Source organism: Burkholderia pyrrocinia (genome assembly GCF_018417535.1).
GTDB classification, from domain to species: domain Bacteria; phylum Pseudomonadota; class Gammaproteobacteria; order Burkholderiales; family Burkholderiaceae; genus Burkholderia; species Burkholderia pyrrocinia_E.
The window spans coordinates 3227277-3243853 of sequence record NZ_CP070978.1 but is presented as its reverse complement, the minus strand read 5'-3'; the positions used below and the strand labels follow the sequence as shown (position 1 = coordinate 3243853).

Below are 16577 nucleotides of genomic sequence, written 5' to 3'. Positions count from 1 at the left end.
ACCAAACGCCGAAGCGAAAGTATTGCTAGCAGTGGCGGCGAAGCCTGTCGCCGTCGCCTCGTCCCCGCTCGCATTCGAACTGGCTCCGAGTGCTGTGCCCTGGTCTGCGGACGCCGTCGACCCACTACCCAGCGCAGTTGACGCAATACCCGAGGCGTTAGCTGAGACCCCTAGCGCTGTGCTGTGCCCCCCCCCGCTCGTAGCCCCAGTACCAACCGCCGTTGAATAGTCCCCCGTAGCGCTCGCAAAAGCACCGAGCCCAGTTGCCTGAGCGCCGCTTGCGACCGAACTGGGGCCGAGCGCCGAAGCATAATAGCCAGTGGCCGCCGCAGATTCGCCAAGCGCAGTTGCCCCGGAATTCGAGGCGGTAGCTGAAATCCCTAGCGCTGTGCTGTACCCCCCCGAGCTAGTAGCCCCAGTACCTACCGCCGCTGAATAGTCCCCCGTAGCGACCGCAAAAGCACCGAGCGCATCGGCCTGGGCGCCGCTTGCGGTAGAACTGGAGCCGAGCGCCGAAGCATGAAAGCCAGCGGCCGTCGCAGAAGTACCAAGCGCAGTTGTCTGGGTATTCGAGGCGGTAGCTGAAATCCCTAGCGATGTTCCGTCTTCCCCCGTGCTCGTAGCCCCAGTACCAACCGCCGTTGAAAAGCCCCCCGAAGCGATCGCAAAAGCACCAAGCGCAGTTGCCTGGTAAGTCGAGGCGGTAGCTGAAAGCCCTAGCGCTGTGCTGTCCCCTCCCGCGCTCGCAGCCCCAGTACCAACCGCCGTTGAAAAGCCCCCCGAAGCGATCGCAAAAGCACCAAGCGCAGTTGCCTGGAAACCCGAGGCGGTAGTTGAAAGCCCTAGCGCTGTGCTGTCCCCCCCCGTGCTCGCCGCCCCAGTACCAACCGCCGTTGAATAGTCCCCCGTAGAGTGCGCAAAAGCACCAAGCGCAGTTGCCTGGAAACCGCTTGCGACCGAACCGGAGCCGAACGCCGAAGAATTCGCACCCGTAGCTGAGCCGCCCACTGAGACCGCTTGGCCGTTAGCATTGCTTGAAATTGCCAATCCGACACCCATAAGCGCCGCAATGGCTAGTGGAATGGCGCTTAAAGAAGGATGACATTGAGCAATCCCGCCTGGAGATTCCCCATCGAGGCGTCCGTCGAACACAGACGAAGGCACTCCACATTTTCCCTTGCCGCTCGCACTGTCGAGCTCCGACGCCGCAACGAAGGACCCGAGCGCCTTGTTCCAGATGGTACGGTAGATCTTGTTCATTCTTGTTATTTCCCCGACCTTTCCATAAATTGGAAAGCTCTAAAATTAGTTAATCTTCCGACGACAATTTAGTAACTTTCAAACGAGAAAATACGACTATCGAGATCGTCATCCGTATCTAATTCGCCCTCCAAAATTCACACCAATATCCCTAATCGCGGAAACGGTATTTCTCGACTCGCCTGCCTCTTCAATTTCGACTTTCCGGAGAGATTCGGATCGACCGCGTAGGCCCCGCGAAATCGCGGATTCCTCCCCGAAAAATCCTTGAGCGAGTCCCGCATCGAATGCCGCCCTGACAGATTCACCCTGTCGGGCATCGAGTAGCAGATCGACAACGGCGTGCACTCCCACCTGAAATTCCGCGAGCATCCTTTCTCGGAAAAGGCCCGGCGCACTCCACGCTGCATCGGCGATCGAGGGTGCTGCCCCGCCATGGATGGAATTGCCGAGAGCCACCACATTGGCAACCCATTCATCCTGCATTTGGCGTTCTGTCATGGTCGTCATTGCTGCACCCGTTTCGCCCCTGCCTGCCGCGCCAACTGACGGTCAGCATCCGTCTCGGCCCCCCAGCACCACGACATCGCGCGCGACACTTGCGCCCAATTTCACCAATCGCTTTAACTTGTCCTTCGCAACATCGCCGTGCTGGGCCGCCTTGATGAATGAAGGCCCGATCTTCACGATGTCGGGCCAAGGGATTTCCGTACCCACATCGACCCCGTAGGTGACCCCGTATCCGTCGATCGCTACCCGGCATCCAAGTTGTCGTAAACGCCCAAGAAATGTGCGGCCGGCACCCTTCTCGATCTCGACGTTCTCCGCGACCTGCACCACCAGACGTCTTGCTAAATCAGGCGACGAGTGCAGGTGGACAAAGAGGCTCTCCCATTGGAGGCCCGCCGAGAGGCTGTCGCCGGACAGATTGACACCAATGCTCAAATGCGGAGACTGCTCGAGAAGACTCAGAACGCGCGTTAGGACATAGCGATCGAAGTGAGACATCAGCCCCACACGCGCAAGACACTCCAGATACATTCGAGGGGACAACATTTCATCAACCAAAGCCCTGCACCAGACGGCGCACTCGAAATAGAGAACATCTCCGTCGGGGTCCGGGTTATGGATGGGGAGCATCACGAGCGTGAATCCGTCGTTTTCGATGGCTCGCAATACGGCACACGCGACGACGCAATCGGCGCGCATCTGCTCAGAAGAACCCGGCGTCAAGAAATTGGCGTCGTTTGCAGGCAAGATCTCGTCGCCGACTACCTGCGGAGCGCTCGGCATGCGACCAGATCGGGTTTTCGACACGAAAAGTGGTGACTGCCGATATTGCTCCCGCCCGGCGGAATCACTGACAAACGGCGCCATGCGCCCGGGGGAGACTGGAATCTTTCCCGCCCCAGACAACAACCTTGAACTGTCGGTCATACCCCCCCCACACACTCAGCTAACGAACCGTTCCCAAGGCGCTAAAGGTGTGGTCATCACCTCCGTGTGCAGCGCCTTGCCGCAATCACCCTGCAACTACGGATCTGCACTTGCCGAATACAAGCCAGAGCAAAGGAGATTCGGCGCGATCGCATGCAAACGCGTCAGAACCCCTGGTGAGCGACGGAATCACTCACCCGACAGTGCCCCCGCCCGAATGAGTGAAGATGAATCGCTCGGCGAGTGCAAAAGGGAACCTTTGTGCGAAAGTGCGTGGAAATATTTGCGGTCCTTATAGGACGGGGGTTCTGCGTAGCTGGGCAGGCGGGCGAGGCGATGGGCAAAAGGGTTCCCTTTTGTCCACTACAATGCAGCTGTCTTTGCAAGGTTTGACAATCTGTCGTTCACCGAATCTCCTGGCACGTTTCGCGTCGTTGACGCTCTACGATTTTTCGTGAAATCACCGGAGGAACGACACACCCCAATCTCCAGAATTTAATAACTAAGAATCGTGCGCCCCATGCGGTACCTCGCTCGTCCACACCACTCTCGACTCCCCGCGGCAGAGCAACATGTTCTAGCTCGATGCGCTGCCGTCCGTGCCTCCTTCATGGCGAACACCGCGGCACTCAAAGGGGCAATTCTATGAAGGTCGGGTATGCACGGGTATCGACAGAAGAGCAAAATCTGTTGCTACAGGAAGATGCGCTGTTCCGCGCCGGATGCGAGGTCCTGTATACCGACCAAGGCATATCCGGCACAGAGTTCTCCCGCCCTGGGTTGAATGAAGCACTGTCCGCGATTTCAAGCGGCGACACGCTCATGGTGTGGCGACTCGATCGCCTCGGACGTTCCCTCGCCAAATTGATCGACCTGATCAACTATCTTGCGAAGCACGACATCGGGTTCATCTCGCTTACGGAATCGATCGATACATCGTCCGCCGGCGGCACCCTGATGTTTCATATGATGGCGGCGTTGTCCGAGTTCGAGCGGCGCCTCATCAGCGAGCGCACGAGGGCCGGCATGCGTGTAGCTCGTGCGCACGGAAAAAGGATGGGCCGCAAACCTTTGCTCTCGCCTGCCCAGTGCCGGCAAGCCATAGCGCTCTTGAAAACGAAGCCGATGTCCGACGTCGCCAAAAAATTCAAGGTCCATCCGCGCACGCTCAAACGTGCGGTAATGGGGCAAACCGCGTCGCTGGCGGAGGGCACTCGATCCAGAAAGAAGAACTAGACACGACGTTGCACTTCCATCGTCGCTCCATGGGATCGATGTCCGTTTCGGCTGCCGCGAACGCAAAATTCATATCGTTGAGGAACACCGAGCATGGCTCAAGGCACCGTACTGAGTTTTTTTCATGAATCCGCTCACTGTGCGAGCGCCAATCACGCGCAATACGCGAACGCGTACTCATACATCCACGAAATCGTCGATGCGAGCGATGGGCCGCGCGACCGGCAAGTGCACGCGTTACACAAGTACGAGCGTCTGCTCGATATCATGCACCGCACTCCGGACGCCCATATCGTGCTCCTCCTCACCGAGCATGCGGCGATTGTCCGGCCGGTCCCGCTCAGCCACCTGATCGGCGATCGAGACTTTCTGCTGATCTCGACCTCTGGAGAGGCGCCGCAGCCCAACATTCAAATCTGGCGAAATACCGCAACATCGCGCAGCAGGCTCGCGGACGTCGTCATGCAATGCAAACTAGGTGGCCAGTCGTTCACAGGCGAAGCACGGTTACTCGCCCAACTGGACTCGGTGCCGTGGCATGCGACGATTGACGGCCTCTGTGCAGCGATGTACACGGGACCGAATATCGACCCGCGTTGGAGCGTCGTACCGACTTTCGCGATCAGCGTCGACGACGAGACACACTCGCCCGTTGATATGGGTTCCATCCCGCGATTCCGCGATACGCTGTTCGCACACATAGACGAATGCATGGGCGGCGCTCGCTCCTATTTCGCAATAGACTGGTCGGACAGTATTCCACTCGACGAGCGCAGCACATTCAGTCCGGGCCGATCTATCGCATTCGTGACGCTCTACACGCCCGAAATCGACGTGTATGCGCATATCGCCGAAATGAACTTCCGGCAATACTGCGAACTTCATGGCCACACGTTGCACGTGCACCGCGCCATTCCGCCGGAAATCGGGCTCTCCGGCACCGGGAACTGGATCAAGCCGTGGCTCCTGCATGCGTACCTCGCTCATCACGAGTGGGTAATCTGGCTCGATGCCGACGTATTGATCGGCAATCACGCGTTGCAGATCGAACCGTTGCTCGAAGGCAGGGATCGGCTCCTTGCACGGGATATCGGTCAGTGGCCGTTCAACTCGGGCGTGATGGGATTTCGGCGCACGCACGCGAATCTCGCCATGCTGTCCGACCTGATGCATACCATCACCGCGTTGCCGGACCGATCAAGCGTCTATGCCGGCAACGGCGACCAGTACTATTTCATCGAGGCGATGAAAAGGCATGGACTACTCGACAACACGGAAATACGGAGTCTGCTTGCCATCAACACGCCGTGGTTTTTCAGTTGTCGGGACAGCTTCATCGTCCACTACTTCGGCATGTGGCCGCAGATGCGCGCGCTGATGATGGACCGCGACGAATGTGCCAGATTGGCCAGCACACGACGACAGCACGCGCCGGTGAATTTTCCGGACGGCGAAATCGAAATCGCCAAGCCAGAGGATCTCGAACAGTCGCCGTCATAGATCTGCCTGGATCGGCTTACGAATCGTCGGCAGACAATGTAGTCAGGTCAGCGATTTGCGCCTGCGCACGACGCAGAATTTGGCTTCGCGTCACACGTACCGTTCATGCCGCATAGTCGTGCAACGGGGTAACGGATGCGCTCTTGAGCGTTAGGCGCACGATCGCCCCCTGCCCTTCGATGCTTTCAATGTTCAGTTGCGCGCCTAGCAGCCTCGCACGCTCCTGCATGCCGAGCAGGCCGTAGGACTTTCCGGCACAAACGGTCGACGGATCGAACCCCTGTCCGTTGTCGATGACTGACAATTCAAACGCGCGTCCAATGTCACAGAGCCGTAGTTCCACTTGCGTGGCGCGCGCGTGGCGCGCGACGTTGGTCAGCGCTTCCTGCGCAATGCGGAAAACCGCAGTGGCATGCGCATCGGAAAGCTGCGGCTTGTCTCCGTAAACGAAGAAGCGGCATCGCACAATTCCGTGCCGGGAAAATTCAGCCGCCAGCCATTCCAGCGCCTCTGCGAGACCGTAATTGAGCGCTGCAGGCCGCAGATTACTCGCGACGTCGCGAACAATCTTCAACGTTCTTTCGACCAGACCGTTCATCTGGTCGACGGCCGACCGCTCCGTGCTCCCCGGATTCAGCTTATTCTTCAGCAGCGCGATGTCGATTTTCAACGCGGTGAGCAACTGACCGAGTTCGTCGTGAATTGTCATCGCGATTTCCTTTCGCTCTTCTTCGCGGACCGATTCCATGTGCGCCGACAGCTTGCGCAGCTGTTCCTGGGACACCCGGAGATCGTCTTCAGCACGCCTCCGCTCGGCTACTTCACTTCGCAACTGATCTCGATGTCGACGCATGCGCTCGCGCGCACGCCGGCGCTCGGTAATGTCTGCCAGCATGCCCTCGATATGCTCCGGTTCACCGGGCAAGCTCGCGACGATTCGCGCGTTGAGTTCGACCCAGATCGACTCGCCGCCCAGCTTGCGCAATTGCATCTCGAGCCTGACTATCCCGCCCTCCGCGTCGGCGGTGGCGAATAGATCGCGCGTCTGTTGCGACGAAAACACCGAAGGTACATCCTTCGTCATATCCCTCGAAACAAATTCATCGGCACACCGGTAGCCCAGCACGCGCACCATCGCTGGATTGACATCGTGAAGCCTTCCGTCGCGATTCAGGAGAAACATACCCTCGATCGCGTTCTCGAATATGCGCCGATACTTCTGCTCACTCTCACGCAGGCGACGTGTCGACTCCCGTAAATTGTGCGCCATCGCATTGACTCGCGTCGCCAGCTCGCCGAATTCATCCTTGTGCGTGATCCGGCAGTCGACATCCAGGTTACCGGCAGAGATCGCATCGATCGTCGACTTCAGTTCTACGATGGGACGATGCACTATGTATTTCAAAAGGAAGTAAACGGATGCGTACAGTCCGACCAGAAGGAATCCCATCGACGCCAGAAGAGTGTTCTCCGCATGGCGGATCTCTTCCTTCATGCTGGCTTTCGACAGCACGACCCTGACCTCACCGAGCTTTTCTTTGGGCGCGCCGCCCGATGCAACGTGAAAAATCTCGCGCACGCGGACGATACGATCGCTCGGGCTTACGGCAGGCAGCGGCTTGACCGAGGCCACGACGCCGAAGTCCGTTGACGTGACCGTGAATTCGGCGACCTCAGGATTGGATGCCAGGGGTGCGAGCAGCGAATCGATCGCGCTCTTGTCCACATTCCAAAGCGGCGGGTCCAGAGCGATGCTGAGCAGATCTGCAATACGCGCAGCCTTGTTCTCCAGCATCTCGACATGTACCTGGCGCTCGTGTTCGGTCAGGGAGCAGCCACCTACTCCGCCCACCACGACCACGAGAGCAAGAAAGGCAAACATCAGCTTGCCTTGCAGGTTGGGCGGCCAAAACACGCGCGCAAATCTATTGAAGCCAAGCGTCACGAGAATTTCTTTATGTTGTCGAGCAAGCGGTCGATGTTGAAGTCGTAATCGGCTAACTTCCGATGCCGCGCCCTCGAAAGCGCGCTGAAGTCCGGGTCGCCCAAACCACCGAAAAGTCGTTCGTAATAAGAGGACGCGTTGCCGCGATGGACCAGCTTGAGGACATCCAGCTTCCTGCGTGCGCCTCCGTGCTCGGCAAAATCGAACCCCTCGTGATAGTCGTAGATCAAAACCATCGCGAAAGCCCCGATGAAGTAGGTACCGGCCATCATGGCAGTCAGCCCCCCTCGCATCACGCTCACCAATGCGTCGGGCAACGCGCCCATTCCTCCGACGATTGGCCGTGCGCCATACGCTTCGCATGCCTTTAGCGCGCCGATCGCCATCGAATCGTTTGCCGCCCAGATCAGATTGGTATTTGGGTAGCGCCTCAGGAGTGCGCGGGTCTTCTCGTAGCTGTCGGAAAAACTCCAGTTGCCATAAACCAGTTGATTCAGGTGCGCCCCCGGCTCATTGATCAGCCACTCGTAAACGCCCTCCGCGCGTTCCAGCGACACCGGGGTAAGAGGGTCGCCCGTAATGCCGATGACTTGCGGTACGGTGGCGTTGGCCTGACGTTGATGCAAATACTCCATCAAACGATACCCGGCACGCTTCGCATCGGCCGTCACCGTACCGATCCAGTTCACGATCCGCTCGCGTTCGTTGCCAACCTCCTGGCGCTGCGCTTCGGTCAAGTCGTTGTGTATCAACACGACCTTCGACGGCATCCGGCCAAGGACGCTCAACATTCGCGACGCCATGCGCTTCTCGTTTACCAGGACGACGTAATCGGGGGCCGTATGGCGCTTCGTCAGCGCCTCCGCCTGACGAAGCATCAGCAAATGGTCGCGTTCTGCGTAAAGCACTTCCAACTGCATGTCCAGTGCCTTCGCCGCAGCCACCATGAAACGGACGACGAGCTGCCACTGCTGCCCGGTTGCACGCTCCACCGATTCGCCAGGGTTAAGAAAAACGACGCGTATCGGTTTGATCGCCGATGCGGCCAGCGTCGACTTGGGAGCAAACGCGGACGCCGCTACGCCGAGCAGGATCCGCCGGCGATTCATAGAAATGTCACATTCCACTGTACGTACCGAGGGAATTGGGGAATGGGTGGATCGGAGCCGCGCTCACCGCCGGGAGCGCATGGCTCGATCGTAGGAGGAGGGAAAGATTGCAGCGTAAACGTTAACAATTCGTTTTACAATTACGGTTCGTTTGATAATTCGAACTACCCTTTTCCGTGCATCAAGCAGAGGAGACACGCGTCTGTCAGACGTCATTCATCTGATTATTGCCCACCCTTCGAATGTTAGTTCTTCCGTGCGCCCCGCGCACGTTCTGTGCTCTACCCGCCTATGATTCACACGCTGATAGCCGATGACCACGCGATCCTCCGCGGAGGCATCAAACAGGTATTGGCAACGACAGCCGACATCGTCGTCGATGCGGAAGCAGCGCGTGGCGAGGAGGTGCTTGACCAGCTTGGCCTTCACCAAGTAGATGTCCTGCTACTGGACATGACGATGCCCGGCCCCTCCGGTGCCGAACTGATCCAGTCGATACGCGTCGTATTTCCAGTACTGCCGATTCTCGTCCTGAGCGTTCACAATGACCCTCAAACTGTCACTCGGGCACTCCGCGCAGGCGCGTCCGGCTATGTCACCAAGGATAACGATCCGCAGGTGCTGATCGCTGCGATTCGAAAGCTCGCTGCCGGTGGACGCTTCATCGACCAGCAACTGGTCGAAGCGATCGTTTTCGATGCTCCTGCATCGCTCCCCACCGCCAGAGAAATGCTTTCGGCGCGTGAGCTGCAGGTGTTGGAGCGCTTGGCGACCGGCAGTACTGTCAACGAAATTGCTTCCGAGTTCTCGTTGAGCGCAAAGACGATCAGCACGCACAAGGCGAGGTTGATGGAGAAGCTAGACATCCGAACGAATGCCGACCTGATCCGTTATGCGATCGCCAATAATATCTGCGTGAGTTGATCGCTAGCCAATCAAAGCTTTATCGCCATTCGCGAAACCTTCATACGAGGCCACATCACAATTAAGCCAAGCTCCGCTTTGAACTTTAGTCGATTTGGCTGATTCAGAGATCCGGTTCATCATTTGTCATGATGCACTCTTGATGCATTTTGATATGCCGCATTAGTGTCGTGCGATGGACATTAAATTTCTGCGCAACCAGAGTCGGCGCGTGTTTTCCCAGAAGGTCTTGCGCCTCGATTCGCTGAGCGTCGCTCAACACCTTCGGGCGGCCAATATGACAACCCCGATCACGAGCCGCGGCCATGCCGGCCCGCGTTCGCTCACTGATCAGACCTCGCTCGAACTCGGCGAGTGCGGCAAGCATATGGAACGTGAACCGGCCGCTTGATGATCGCGTGTCAATGTACTCCGTGAGCGAGACAACGCGGACCTTTCGCTTGTCGAGTTGACCTATGATGTTCGCGAGATGCCCCAAAGAGCGTCCGAGCCGATCGAGCTTCCAGACAATGAGCGTAGCCCCTTCAGTAAGCTGGTCCAACGCGAGTTTCAAGCCAGGCCTATCGAATCGCGCCCCCGAAATCCCCTTGTCGAAATGGATGACGTCGCATCCGAAATTATTAAGCGCCTTAATCTGCATATCGAGATGTTGCTCATCAGTTGAAACCCTCGCATAACCGATTTTTTTACCAATCTCCACCATCCCGACACCTCGATTTATATTTCACTCAAGACACATCCAATTTCGATAACGCTGATGCGCAACAGAATTTTTCCCAAATACTGAATCTCCGCACAACACGTCAAAATTGGACTCGCTCATCGATGACGCAAGCATACTCAATATATTTTCAATGGAATTGTCAAACAATGTAAAAACAGAAGAAATCGACTTGATCTTGAAATAATCCTACAACAAGCACCATCCATCACCTACCCACAAAGTAGGGATTTCCTTATATAGAATAATCCAATCCCCAATTTTACTTACACATTGATTTCACTTCTTACAAAAAACAAAATTCCATTCCTATTTTCAATGTCATTAAATCGATCAATCGCTTTTGCGCAATGAGCGGGAGGTGATCGGTGTAATGGGGTTAGCGGAAACAGTTCACCCTCAGGCACGAGTTCGCAATAGATCAGTCGGACCAAAAAAATTCTGTATCCGATGGAATCACGCTTGTGCAAGCGTCTGGACTTGCGCGTCGTCCAGGGCACCGCAATAGACCCGGAAGTCGTCGATCATGCCGTCGAAGTGCGGGTCGATGGCAAACTGCGACCGCCCGATCCAGTTCCGCGCGGCCGATCCGATGCGGAAGGGCGCAAATATCACGTCGCTTTCGCTTCCCACCAAGTCTCCGTTCAGATACAGCCTGGCGGCCATACCGGAAAGCGACACCGCCTCGTGGGACCATTGGGTGGCCGGCAGCCCCGCGCTGCCCTTTCGAAACCGCCCCAAAACCAACCAGCTGCACTACTTCGCCGCGGCTCACCGCGTCGACAATGAGGTCCAGCACCGCATGGGCGGTCTTGCCCGCCTCGCTCTTGCTGATGCCAACGTCCGTGGCGACAGCGTCGATGAGTTCCTGCTTGTTCATGGACAATCCTGCTCGCGCACCCTACCGCATACCGCGGCTAGGGAACCAGTAAGACGGCGGCCACGTCGCCCCGTCGCCTCCTGCCACCCGCCTGGAGAGTGCCGGCGCAGGGATACGCCTCCCCCGGCTCGCTATTGAGTCGAGTCATGCAGCCCCAGTTCGAAAGTTTTATGAAAGGATATCGTCTTCCCTTGCTACATCGCGTGCGCGCGGACTTACATTTAGGAATAGCTATTATTTTCACTCGCGTAATGGCTCCCCCACTTCCCGATGAATCTCAGGCCCACCTAACGTAAACACACATATAACACATTGATATCAACCGGTTACGTCGATTTCCCGCATTGTAAAATGTGAAGTATGGTCTTTTTTGCACGTTTCCCCACCCTCCTTCCGGGTGCGATCTTTTTGTCCATCGACAGCTATCAACCCCATAGCCGGCAGTGCTTTCAAACATATCGTCAAAATACGATATAAGATTCGCCCATCGACGATACCCGTTTGCCCGACCGAAACACCCGCTCCATCCATGCCGACCGAACTCGACATCGACGCGATCCTGAAAGCGCTGTCCAACCCCGTGCGCCGTGAAATCCTCAACTGGCTGAAAACGCCGGACGCGCATTTTCCGGCGCAGACGCTGTCGCACGACCACGGCGTCTGCGCAGGGCAGATCGACGCGCGCTGCGGGCTGTCGCAGTCGACCGTTTCCGCGCACCTCGCGACGTTGGAACGCGCGGGGCTCGTGACGTCGACGCGGATCGGCCAGTGGGCGTTCTTCCGGCGCAACGAGGCCGTCATCGACGCATTTCACGACGCTTTGCGCCGCGATCTCTAGCCAACCGGCCGTATCGGCCACGCGGGCCCGCGTTGCGCATGACGCGACGGCGCGCCCGCCTTTCGTGAAGAGGTTACCTGCCATGCCCACGCTGTTCGATCCCGTTACCCTCGGCGACCTGACCCTGCCGAACCGCATTGTGATGGCGCCGCTCACCCGCTCCCGCGCGGGCGCGACGCGCGTGCCGAACGCATTGATGGCCCGCTATTACGCCGAGCGCGCATCGGCCGGCCTGATCATTACCGAAGCGACGTCGGTCACGCCGCAGGGTGTCGGCTACGCGGACACGCCCGGCATCTGGTCCGATGAGCAGGTCAGGGGCTGGAAGCAGGTGACGCAGGCCGTGCACGCGGCCGGCGGGCGGATCGTGCTGCAGCTCTGGCACGTCGGCCGGATCTCCGATCCGGTGTTCCTGAACGGCGACCTGCCGGTCGCGCCGAGCGCGATCGCCGCGGGCGGCCACGTGAGCCTCGTGCGTCCGCAGCGTCCGTACGTGACGCCGCGCGCGCTCGAACTCGACGAAATTCCGGGCATCGTCGCCGCGTATCGCAAGGGCGCCGAAAACGCGAAGGCGGCCGGCTTCGACGGCGTCGAGATCCACGGCGCGAACGGCTACCTGCTCGACCAGTTCCTGCAGGACAGCACCAATCGCCGCACCGATGCCTACGGCGGCCCGATCGAGAACCGCGCGCGCCTGCTGCTCGAAGTGGTCGACGCGGCGGTCGACGTGTGGGGCGCCGGCCGTGTCGGCGTGCACCTCGCGCCGCGCGGCGACGCACATACGATGGGCGATTCCGATCCGGCGGCAACGTTCGGCTATGTCGCGCGCGAACTCGGCCGTCGCAAGATCGCGTTCATCTTCACGCGCGAATCGTATTCGGGCGACCACCTGAGCCCGCGCCTGAAGGAAGCGTTCGGCGGCCCGCTGATCGCGAACGAGCAGTTCACGGTCGACACCGCGCAGGCCGCACTCGCGAACGGCAGCGCCGACGCGATCGCCTGGGGCAAGCTGTTCATCGCGAACCCCGACCTGCCGCGCCGCCTCGAACTCGACGCGCCGCTCAACAAGCCGGTGCCGGAAACTTTTTACGCGGAAGGCGAAACGGGCTACACCGACTACCCGGCGCTGAGCGACGCGGCCTGACGGCCGGGCCGCACGTGTTCAGGCGCGCACGTCCGCGCGCATGAACACGCGCTGCGTCTCGTCGAGCCCGCGCGCGACATGATGCGCGCGGATCGCATGCAGCGTGTCGTCGAGCGACGCGTCGTCGATGATACGGAAACCGAGGCGCGCGTAGTACGGCTCATTCCACGGCGCAGCGCGGAACGTCGACAGCACGACCTGCGCGATACCCTGCTGCGCCGCGCGCGCCGTCACCTGTTCGATCAGGCGCGCGCCGATCCGCTGTCCGGCATGCGACGGCGCGACATCCAGTTCCTCCAGATACAGTCGCTGCCCATCGAGCAGCCGGTAGAACGCAAACCCGACGCACGCGCCCTGCGCATCAACCGCGACAACCGCGCGGCCATCGTCGATGCGCGCAAGTACGTCGGCCGTATCGGTCGGCTCGGCATCGGCGATGTCGGTCATGCCGATCTCGCGAAACCGCTGCGCGGCGGCGACTTCCACAGCGGCCATCGCGGCCGCGTCTTCCCGCGTGGCGGGACGGATCAGGATCGATGCAGTCATTGCGGCAATTCAGGCAGGCAGTCAGGAACGCCCGTCACTATAATCGAAACTTCATACGTTTCGAACGCCCCACCCACGAGGCCCGTCATGACGTTGTCCGCACTCGCCGTCTTCGCCTTCGCCCTGCTCGTCACCGCCGGCACGCCCGGCCCGAGCGTCGCCGCGCTCGTCGCGCGCGTGCTGACGAACGGCGTGCGAGACGTGCTGCCGTTCCTCGCGGCGATGTGGCTCGGCGAAGCGCTGTGGCTCACGCTCGCGGTCGCGGGGCTGTCCGCGTTCGCGCGCACGTTCGAGACGGGCCTGATCGTGCTGAAGCTGCTCGGCGTCGCGTACCTGCTGTTCCTCGCATGGAAGATGTGGACCGCGCCGACCGGGACGGGCGCGGACGACCTGCCGCGCGGCCAGTCGCCATCGCGCATGTTCGTCGCGGGCCTGCTGGTCACGCTCGGCAATCCGAAGATCATGGTGTTCTATCTCGCGCTGCTGCCGACCATCGTCGACCTCACGCACGTGGGCGTTCTCGCGTGGGCCGAACTGGTCGGCACGATGCTCGCGGTGCTGATCCTCGCCGACTGCTTCTGGTCGCTGCTCGCGTCGCGCGCACGAGCCTTCCTGACGTCGGCGCGCGCGAAGCGGATCGCGAACCGCACGAGCGCGGCCGCGATGGCCGGCGCGGCGGTGGCGATCGCGACGCGCTGAGCGACGCGCCAACCGCTTCCCCCCTTCGCCAGCGCGCGCAAGTCAACGCCCGACCCACCACGTTGCGCCCCTTTTCCAATGTTTTGCCAGCTGTTCCTATACTTTCTCTAACCGCAGCGCCCAACGACGTTGTCGGCATTCAGATCGCACCCCGATAAAGAAAGAAACGAGCGACGGAGCACATCGGCCCGTACGGCCGCTTCGCCGCCGCGCGACAGAACCCGGAGGGACAGATGGGACATTCTGCATCCGCCGCGTCGGAGGCCGACCGGCTCGGCATGCCCGGCCCTCACAAGCCAGCCCTCCCGGCGCTGGCGCTGGCCGCACTCGGCGTCGTCTACGGCGACATCGGCACGAGCCCGCTCTACACGCTGTCGACCGTGTTCGATCCGGTCAACGGGCTGGCGCTCAACGCATTCAATATCGTCGGGATCGTGTCGTTGATCTTCTGGTCACTGATGGTGGTCGTCTCGATCAAGTACGTGGTGCTGATCCTGCGCGCGAACAACCATGGCGAAGGCGGCATCATGGCGCTGCTTGCGCTCGCCGCGTCGTCGGTCGCGACGCGTCCGCGGCTGCGCCGCACGCTGCTCGTCGTCGGTGTGATGGGTGCCGCACTCTTTTTCGGCGACAGCGTGATCACGCCGGCAATCTCGGTACTGAGCGCCGTCGAGGGCCTCGAGGTCGTGGCGCCGGTGCTGAAAACCTATGTGATTCCGGTCACGTTGGCGGCGCTCGTCGCGCTCTTCATCATGCAGAAGCATGGCACGAGCGGGATTGGCGCCGTGTTCGGGCCGGTGATGGTGGCATGGTTCGTCGTGATCGGCATCGCGGGCCTCGTCAATATCGCCGACGCGCCGGCCATTCTGGCCGCGCTCGATCCGCTGCGCGGCCTCGGCTTCTGCCTGCATCACGGCTGGCTCGCGTTCGTCGCGCTCGGCGCCGTCGTGCTGTCGTTGACGGGGGCCGAGGCACTGTATGCGGACATGGGGCATTTCGGCAAACGACCGATTCGCGTCACATGGTTCGGCGTCGTGTTCCCCGCACTCGCGCTCAATTACCTCGGCCAGGGTGCGCTGCTGCTCGCCAATCCCGGCGCGCTGCAGAATCCGTTCTATCGGCTCTTTCCGCAATGGGCGATCCTGCCGATGATCGTGCTTGCGACGATCTCGACGGTCGTCGCATCGCAGGCCGTGATCTCCGGCACCTACTCGATGACGAAACAGGCGATGCAGCTCGGCTTCCTGCCGCGGATGAACATCGTCTACACGTCGGGCGAGGAAATGGGCCAGATCTACGTGCCCGGCATCAACTGGACACTGCTCGCCGCGGTGGTCGCGGCGGTGCTCGGCTTCGGCTCATCCACCGCGCTTGGCTCCGCATACGGCATCGCAGTCACCGGCACGATGCTGATCACGACGTTCCTCACGTTCTTCGTCGTCCGCTACGCATGGCATTACAACTGGTTGCTCTGCGTGTTCGCCACCGCGTTCTTCTTCATGATCGACGCGATGTTCTTCTCCGCGAACCTGCTGAAGGTCGTCGAGGGCGGCTGGTTCCCGCTCGCGATCGGCACGGTGGTGTTCACGATCATGGCGACCTGGGGCCGCGGTTGGGAAATGTTGCTTGCCGAAGCACGCGTGCGCGCCGGCACGACGCCACTCAAGCCCTACCTGGCGTCGCTGCTCGCGCGCTCGCCGGCTCGTGTAAGCGGCACCGCGATTTTCCTGACGCCGACCCCCGAGGCGGTACCGCATGCGCTGGTCAACAACCTGATCCATAACCGGGTGTTGCATGAACGCGTGGTGTTCGTGACGGTGATCACCGCAGAGGTGCCATGGGTGCCCGACAGCGAGCGCATGCGGGTACAGCTGCTCTGCCCCGGCTGTCATCAGGTAACGGTCACGTACGGATTCAAGGACGAAGTCGATCTGCCGAAGACGCTCAGCGAACGCAGGGCCGCCGGGCTCGCGTTCGAACCGGCGGAGACATCGTGGTTCCTGAGCCGCGCGTCGGTCGTGCCGACGCCAGGCCACGGAATGGCGCTATGGCGCGAACGCCTGTTCGCGGTGATGCTGCACAACGTCGGCAATATCGCCGCATTCTTCAAGTTGCCAGCCAACCGCGTGATCGAGGTTGGCGCACGGGTCGAGATCTAGCACGGCTCGCGCACTGGAATGCGCATGTCGCATGCCTGATCCGTCGGACGCGCGCGGACAGCTTCGGGCGCGATGCAGGCGACTGGCGCGCATGATGCTCGTCGAGTCGGCGACGTAGCGGCTGGTTTCCGACAACAGATCCGCGTTGCCCTAGCGGCAAAACACGACGCCCGAACCTT

Annotated in this window: 14 protein-coding genes and 2 pseudogenes; 7 read left to right on the top strand and 9 right to left on the bottom strand. The window is 60.2% G+C overall.

Features of this window, described 5'->3' with window-relative positions:
* Window positions 1-150: 150 nt before the first annotated feature.
* The 3 genes and pseudogenes from JYG32_RS39750 to JYG32_RS32735 form a co-directional block, all read right to left on the bottom strand.
* Window positions 151-1260 (bottom strand): annotated as a pseudogene (locus JYG32_RS39750) (ESPR-type extended signal peptide-containing protein); the annotation flags it as partial.
* Between the two features lie 108 nt (window positions 1261-1368).
* Window positions 1369-1770 carry a hypothetical protein gene (locus JYG32_RS32740; protein WP_213266383.1) on the bottom strand — a complete coding sequence of 134 codons (402 nt, stop codon included), beginning with the start codon at window positions 1768-1770 and terminating at the stop codon, window positions 1369-1371.
* A 42-nt stretch (window positions 1771-1812) separates the two neighbouring features.
* Window positions 1813-2697 carry an EAL domain-containing protein gene (locus JYG32_RS32735; protein ID WP_213266382.1) on the bottom strand — a complete coding sequence of 295 codons (885 nt, stop codon included), beginning with the start codon at window positions 2695-2697 and terminating at the stop codon, window positions 1813-1815.
* A 645-nt stretch (window positions 2698-3342) separates the two neighbouring features.
* Here JYG32_RS32735 and JYG32_RS32730 point away from each other — a divergent pair.
* Window positions 3343-3933, top strand: coding sequence for a recombinase family protein (locus tag JYG32_RS32730; RefSeq protein WP_213266381.1), 591 nt, complete (start codon window positions 3343-3345; stop codon window positions 3931-3933).
* A gap of 93 nt (window positions 3934-4026) precedes the next feature.
* A complete protein-coding gene (locus JYG32_RS32725) occupies window positions 4027-5433 on the top strand; it encodes a galactosyl transferase GMA12/MNN10 domain protein (protein ID WP_213266380.1) in 1407 nt (468 codons plus the stop codon).
* A 103-nt stretch (window positions 5434-5536) separates the two neighbouring features.
* Here the strand turns inward: JYG32_RS32725 and JYG32_RS32720 are convergent, their stop codons facing one another.
* Together JYG32_RS32720 and JYG32_RS32715 are read right to left on the bottom strand one after the other, a co-directional pair.
* Window positions 5537-7378 (bottom strand): PAS domain S-box protein, encoded by a 1842-nt coding sequence (locus JYG32_RS32720; protein ID WP_249744806.1) that lies wholly within the window; start codon window positions 7376-7378, stop codon window positions 5537-5539.
* Window positions 7375-8487, bottom strand: coding sequence for an ABC transporter substrate-binding protein (locus JYG32_RS32715; protein ID WP_213266379.1), 1113 nt, complete (start codon window positions 8485-8487; stop codon window positions 7375-7377). Before JYG32_RS32715 ends, JYG32_RS32720 begins: the two co-directional genes overlap by 4 nt.
* Before the next feature lie 291 nt (window positions 8488-8778).
* On the opposite strand from JYG32_RS32715, the gene JYG32_RS32710 reads away from it, so the two are divergent.
* A complete protein-coding gene (locus tag JYG32_RS32710) occupies window positions 8779-9411 on the top strand; it encodes a response regulator (RefSeq protein ID WP_213266378.1) in 633 nt (210 codons plus the stop codon).
* A 103-nt stretch (window positions 9412-9514) separates the two neighbouring features.
* Here JYG32_RS32710 and JYG32_RS32705 read toward each other — a convergent pair whose 3' ends face one another.
* The 3 genes and pseudogenes from JYG32_RS32705 to JYG32_RS39200 all read right to left on the bottom strand — a co-directional run.
* Window positions 9515-10114, bottom strand: a complete 600-nt coding sequence (locus tag JYG32_RS32705; RefSeq protein WP_213266377.1) for a recombinase family protein — start codon at window positions 10112-10114, stop codon at window positions 9515-9517.
* A gap of 474 nt (window positions 10115-10588) precedes the next feature.
* Window positions 10589-10798, bottom strand: coding sequence for a LamG domain-containing protein (locus JYG32_RS39205; protein ID WP_249744805.1), 210 nt, complete (start codon window positions 10796-10798; stop codon window positions 10589-10591).
* A gap of 61 nt (window positions 10799-10859) precedes the next feature.
* Window positions 10860-11012, bottom strand: a pseudogene (locus JYG32_RS39200) (HU family DNA-binding protein); the annotation flags it as partial.
* A 529-nt stretch (window positions 11013-11541) separates the two neighbouring features.
* On the opposite strand from JYG32_RS39200, the gene JYG32_RS32695 reads away from it, so the two are divergent.
* On the top strand, window positions 11542-11850 hold the full coding sequence (locus JYG32_RS32695; RefSeq protein ID WP_213266375.1) for an ArsR/SmtB family transcription factor: 309 nt from the start codon (window positions 11542-11544) through the stop codon (window positions 11848-11850).
* An 82-nt stretch (window positions 11851-11932) separates the two neighbouring features.
* Window positions 11933-12994: an alkene reductase gene (locus JYG32_RS32690; RefSeq protein WP_213266374.1), complete on the top strand. Its 1062-nt coding sequence runs from the start codon at window positions 11933-11935 to the stop codon at window positions 12992-12994.
* Between the two features lie 18 nt (window positions 12995-13012).
* Here JYG32_RS32690 and JYG32_RS32685 read toward each other — a convergent pair whose 3' ends face one another.
* Window positions 13013-13540, bottom strand: coding sequence for a GNAT family N-acetyltransferase (locus JYG32_RS32685; RefSeq protein WP_213266373.1), 528 nt, complete (start codon window positions 13538-13540; stop codon window positions 13013-13015).
* 87 nt (window positions 13541-13627) lie between these two features.
* Between JYG32_RS32685 and JYG32_RS32680 the strand changes: the two genes are divergently transcribed.
* Window positions 13628-14239: a LysE family translocator gene (locus tag JYG32_RS32680; protein WP_213266372.1), complete on the top strand. Its 612-nt coding sequence runs from the start codon at window positions 13628-13630 to the stop codon at window positions 14237-14239.
* A 233-nt stretch (window positions 14240-14472) separates the two neighbouring features.
* Window positions 14473-16398 carry a potassium transporter Kup gene (locus JYG32_RS32675; protein ID WP_213266371.1) on the top strand — a complete coding sequence of 642 codons (1926 nt, stop codon included), beginning with the start codon at window positions 14473-14475 and terminating at the stop codon, window positions 16396-16398.
* Window positions 16399-16577: the final 179 nt, after the last annotated feature.

Bases quoted from the DNA above. Each gene is read 5' to 3' on its own strand.
- JYG32_RS32735 (WP_213266382.1), bottom strand. From the start codon at position 2,697: ATGACCGACAGTTCAAGGTTGTTGTCTGGGGCGGGAAAGATTCCAGTC.
- JYG32_RS32680 (WP_213266372.1), top strand. From the start codon at position 13,628: ATGACGTTGTCCGCACTCGCCGTCTTCGCCTTCGCCCTGCTCGTCACC.
- JYG32_RS39205 (WP_249744805.1), bottom strand. From the start codon at position 10,798: ATGGCCGCCAGGCTGTATCTGAACGGAGACTTGGTGGGAAGCGAAAGC.
- JYG32_RS32675 (WP_213266371.1), top strand. From the start codon at position 14,473: ATGGGACATTCTGCATCCGCCGCGTCGGAGGCCGACCGGCTCGGCATG.
- JYG32_RS32685 (WP_213266373.1), bottom strand. From the start codon at position 13,540: ATGACTGCATCGATCCTGATCCGTCCCGCCACGCGGGAAGACGCGGCC.
- JYG32_RS32710 (WP_213266378.1), top strand. From the start codon at position 8,779: ATGATTCACACGCTGATAGCCGATGACCACGCGATCCTCCGCGGAGGC.
- JYG32_RS32730 (WP_213266381.1), top strand. From the start codon at position 3,343: ATGAAGGTCGGGTATGCACGGGTATCGACAGAAGAGCAAAATCTGTTG.
- JYG32_RS32740 (WP_213266383.1), bottom strand. From the start codon at position 1,770: ATGACGACCATGACAGAACGCCAAATGCAGGATGAATGGGTTGCCAAT.
- JYG32_RS32695 (WP_213266375.1), top strand. From the start codon at position 11,542: ATGCCGACCGAACTCGACATCGACGCGATCCTGAAAGCGCTGTCCAAC.
- JYG32_RS32705 (WP_213266377.1), bottom strand. From the start codon at position 10,114: ATGGTGGAGATTGGTAAAAAAATCGGTTATGCGAGGGTTTCAACTGAT.
- JYG32_RS32725 (WP_213266380.1), top strand. From the start codon at position 4,027: ATGGCTCAAGGCACCGTACTGAGTTTTTTTCATGAATCCGCTCACTGT.
- JYG32_RS32690 (WP_213266374.1), top strand. From the start codon at position 11,933: ATGCCCACGCTGTTCGATCCCGTTACCCTCGGCGACCTGACCCTGCCG.
- JYG32_RS32715 (WP_213266379.1), bottom strand. From the start codon at position 8,487: ATGAATCGCCGGCGGATCCTGCTCGGCGTAGCGGCGTCCGCGTTTGCT.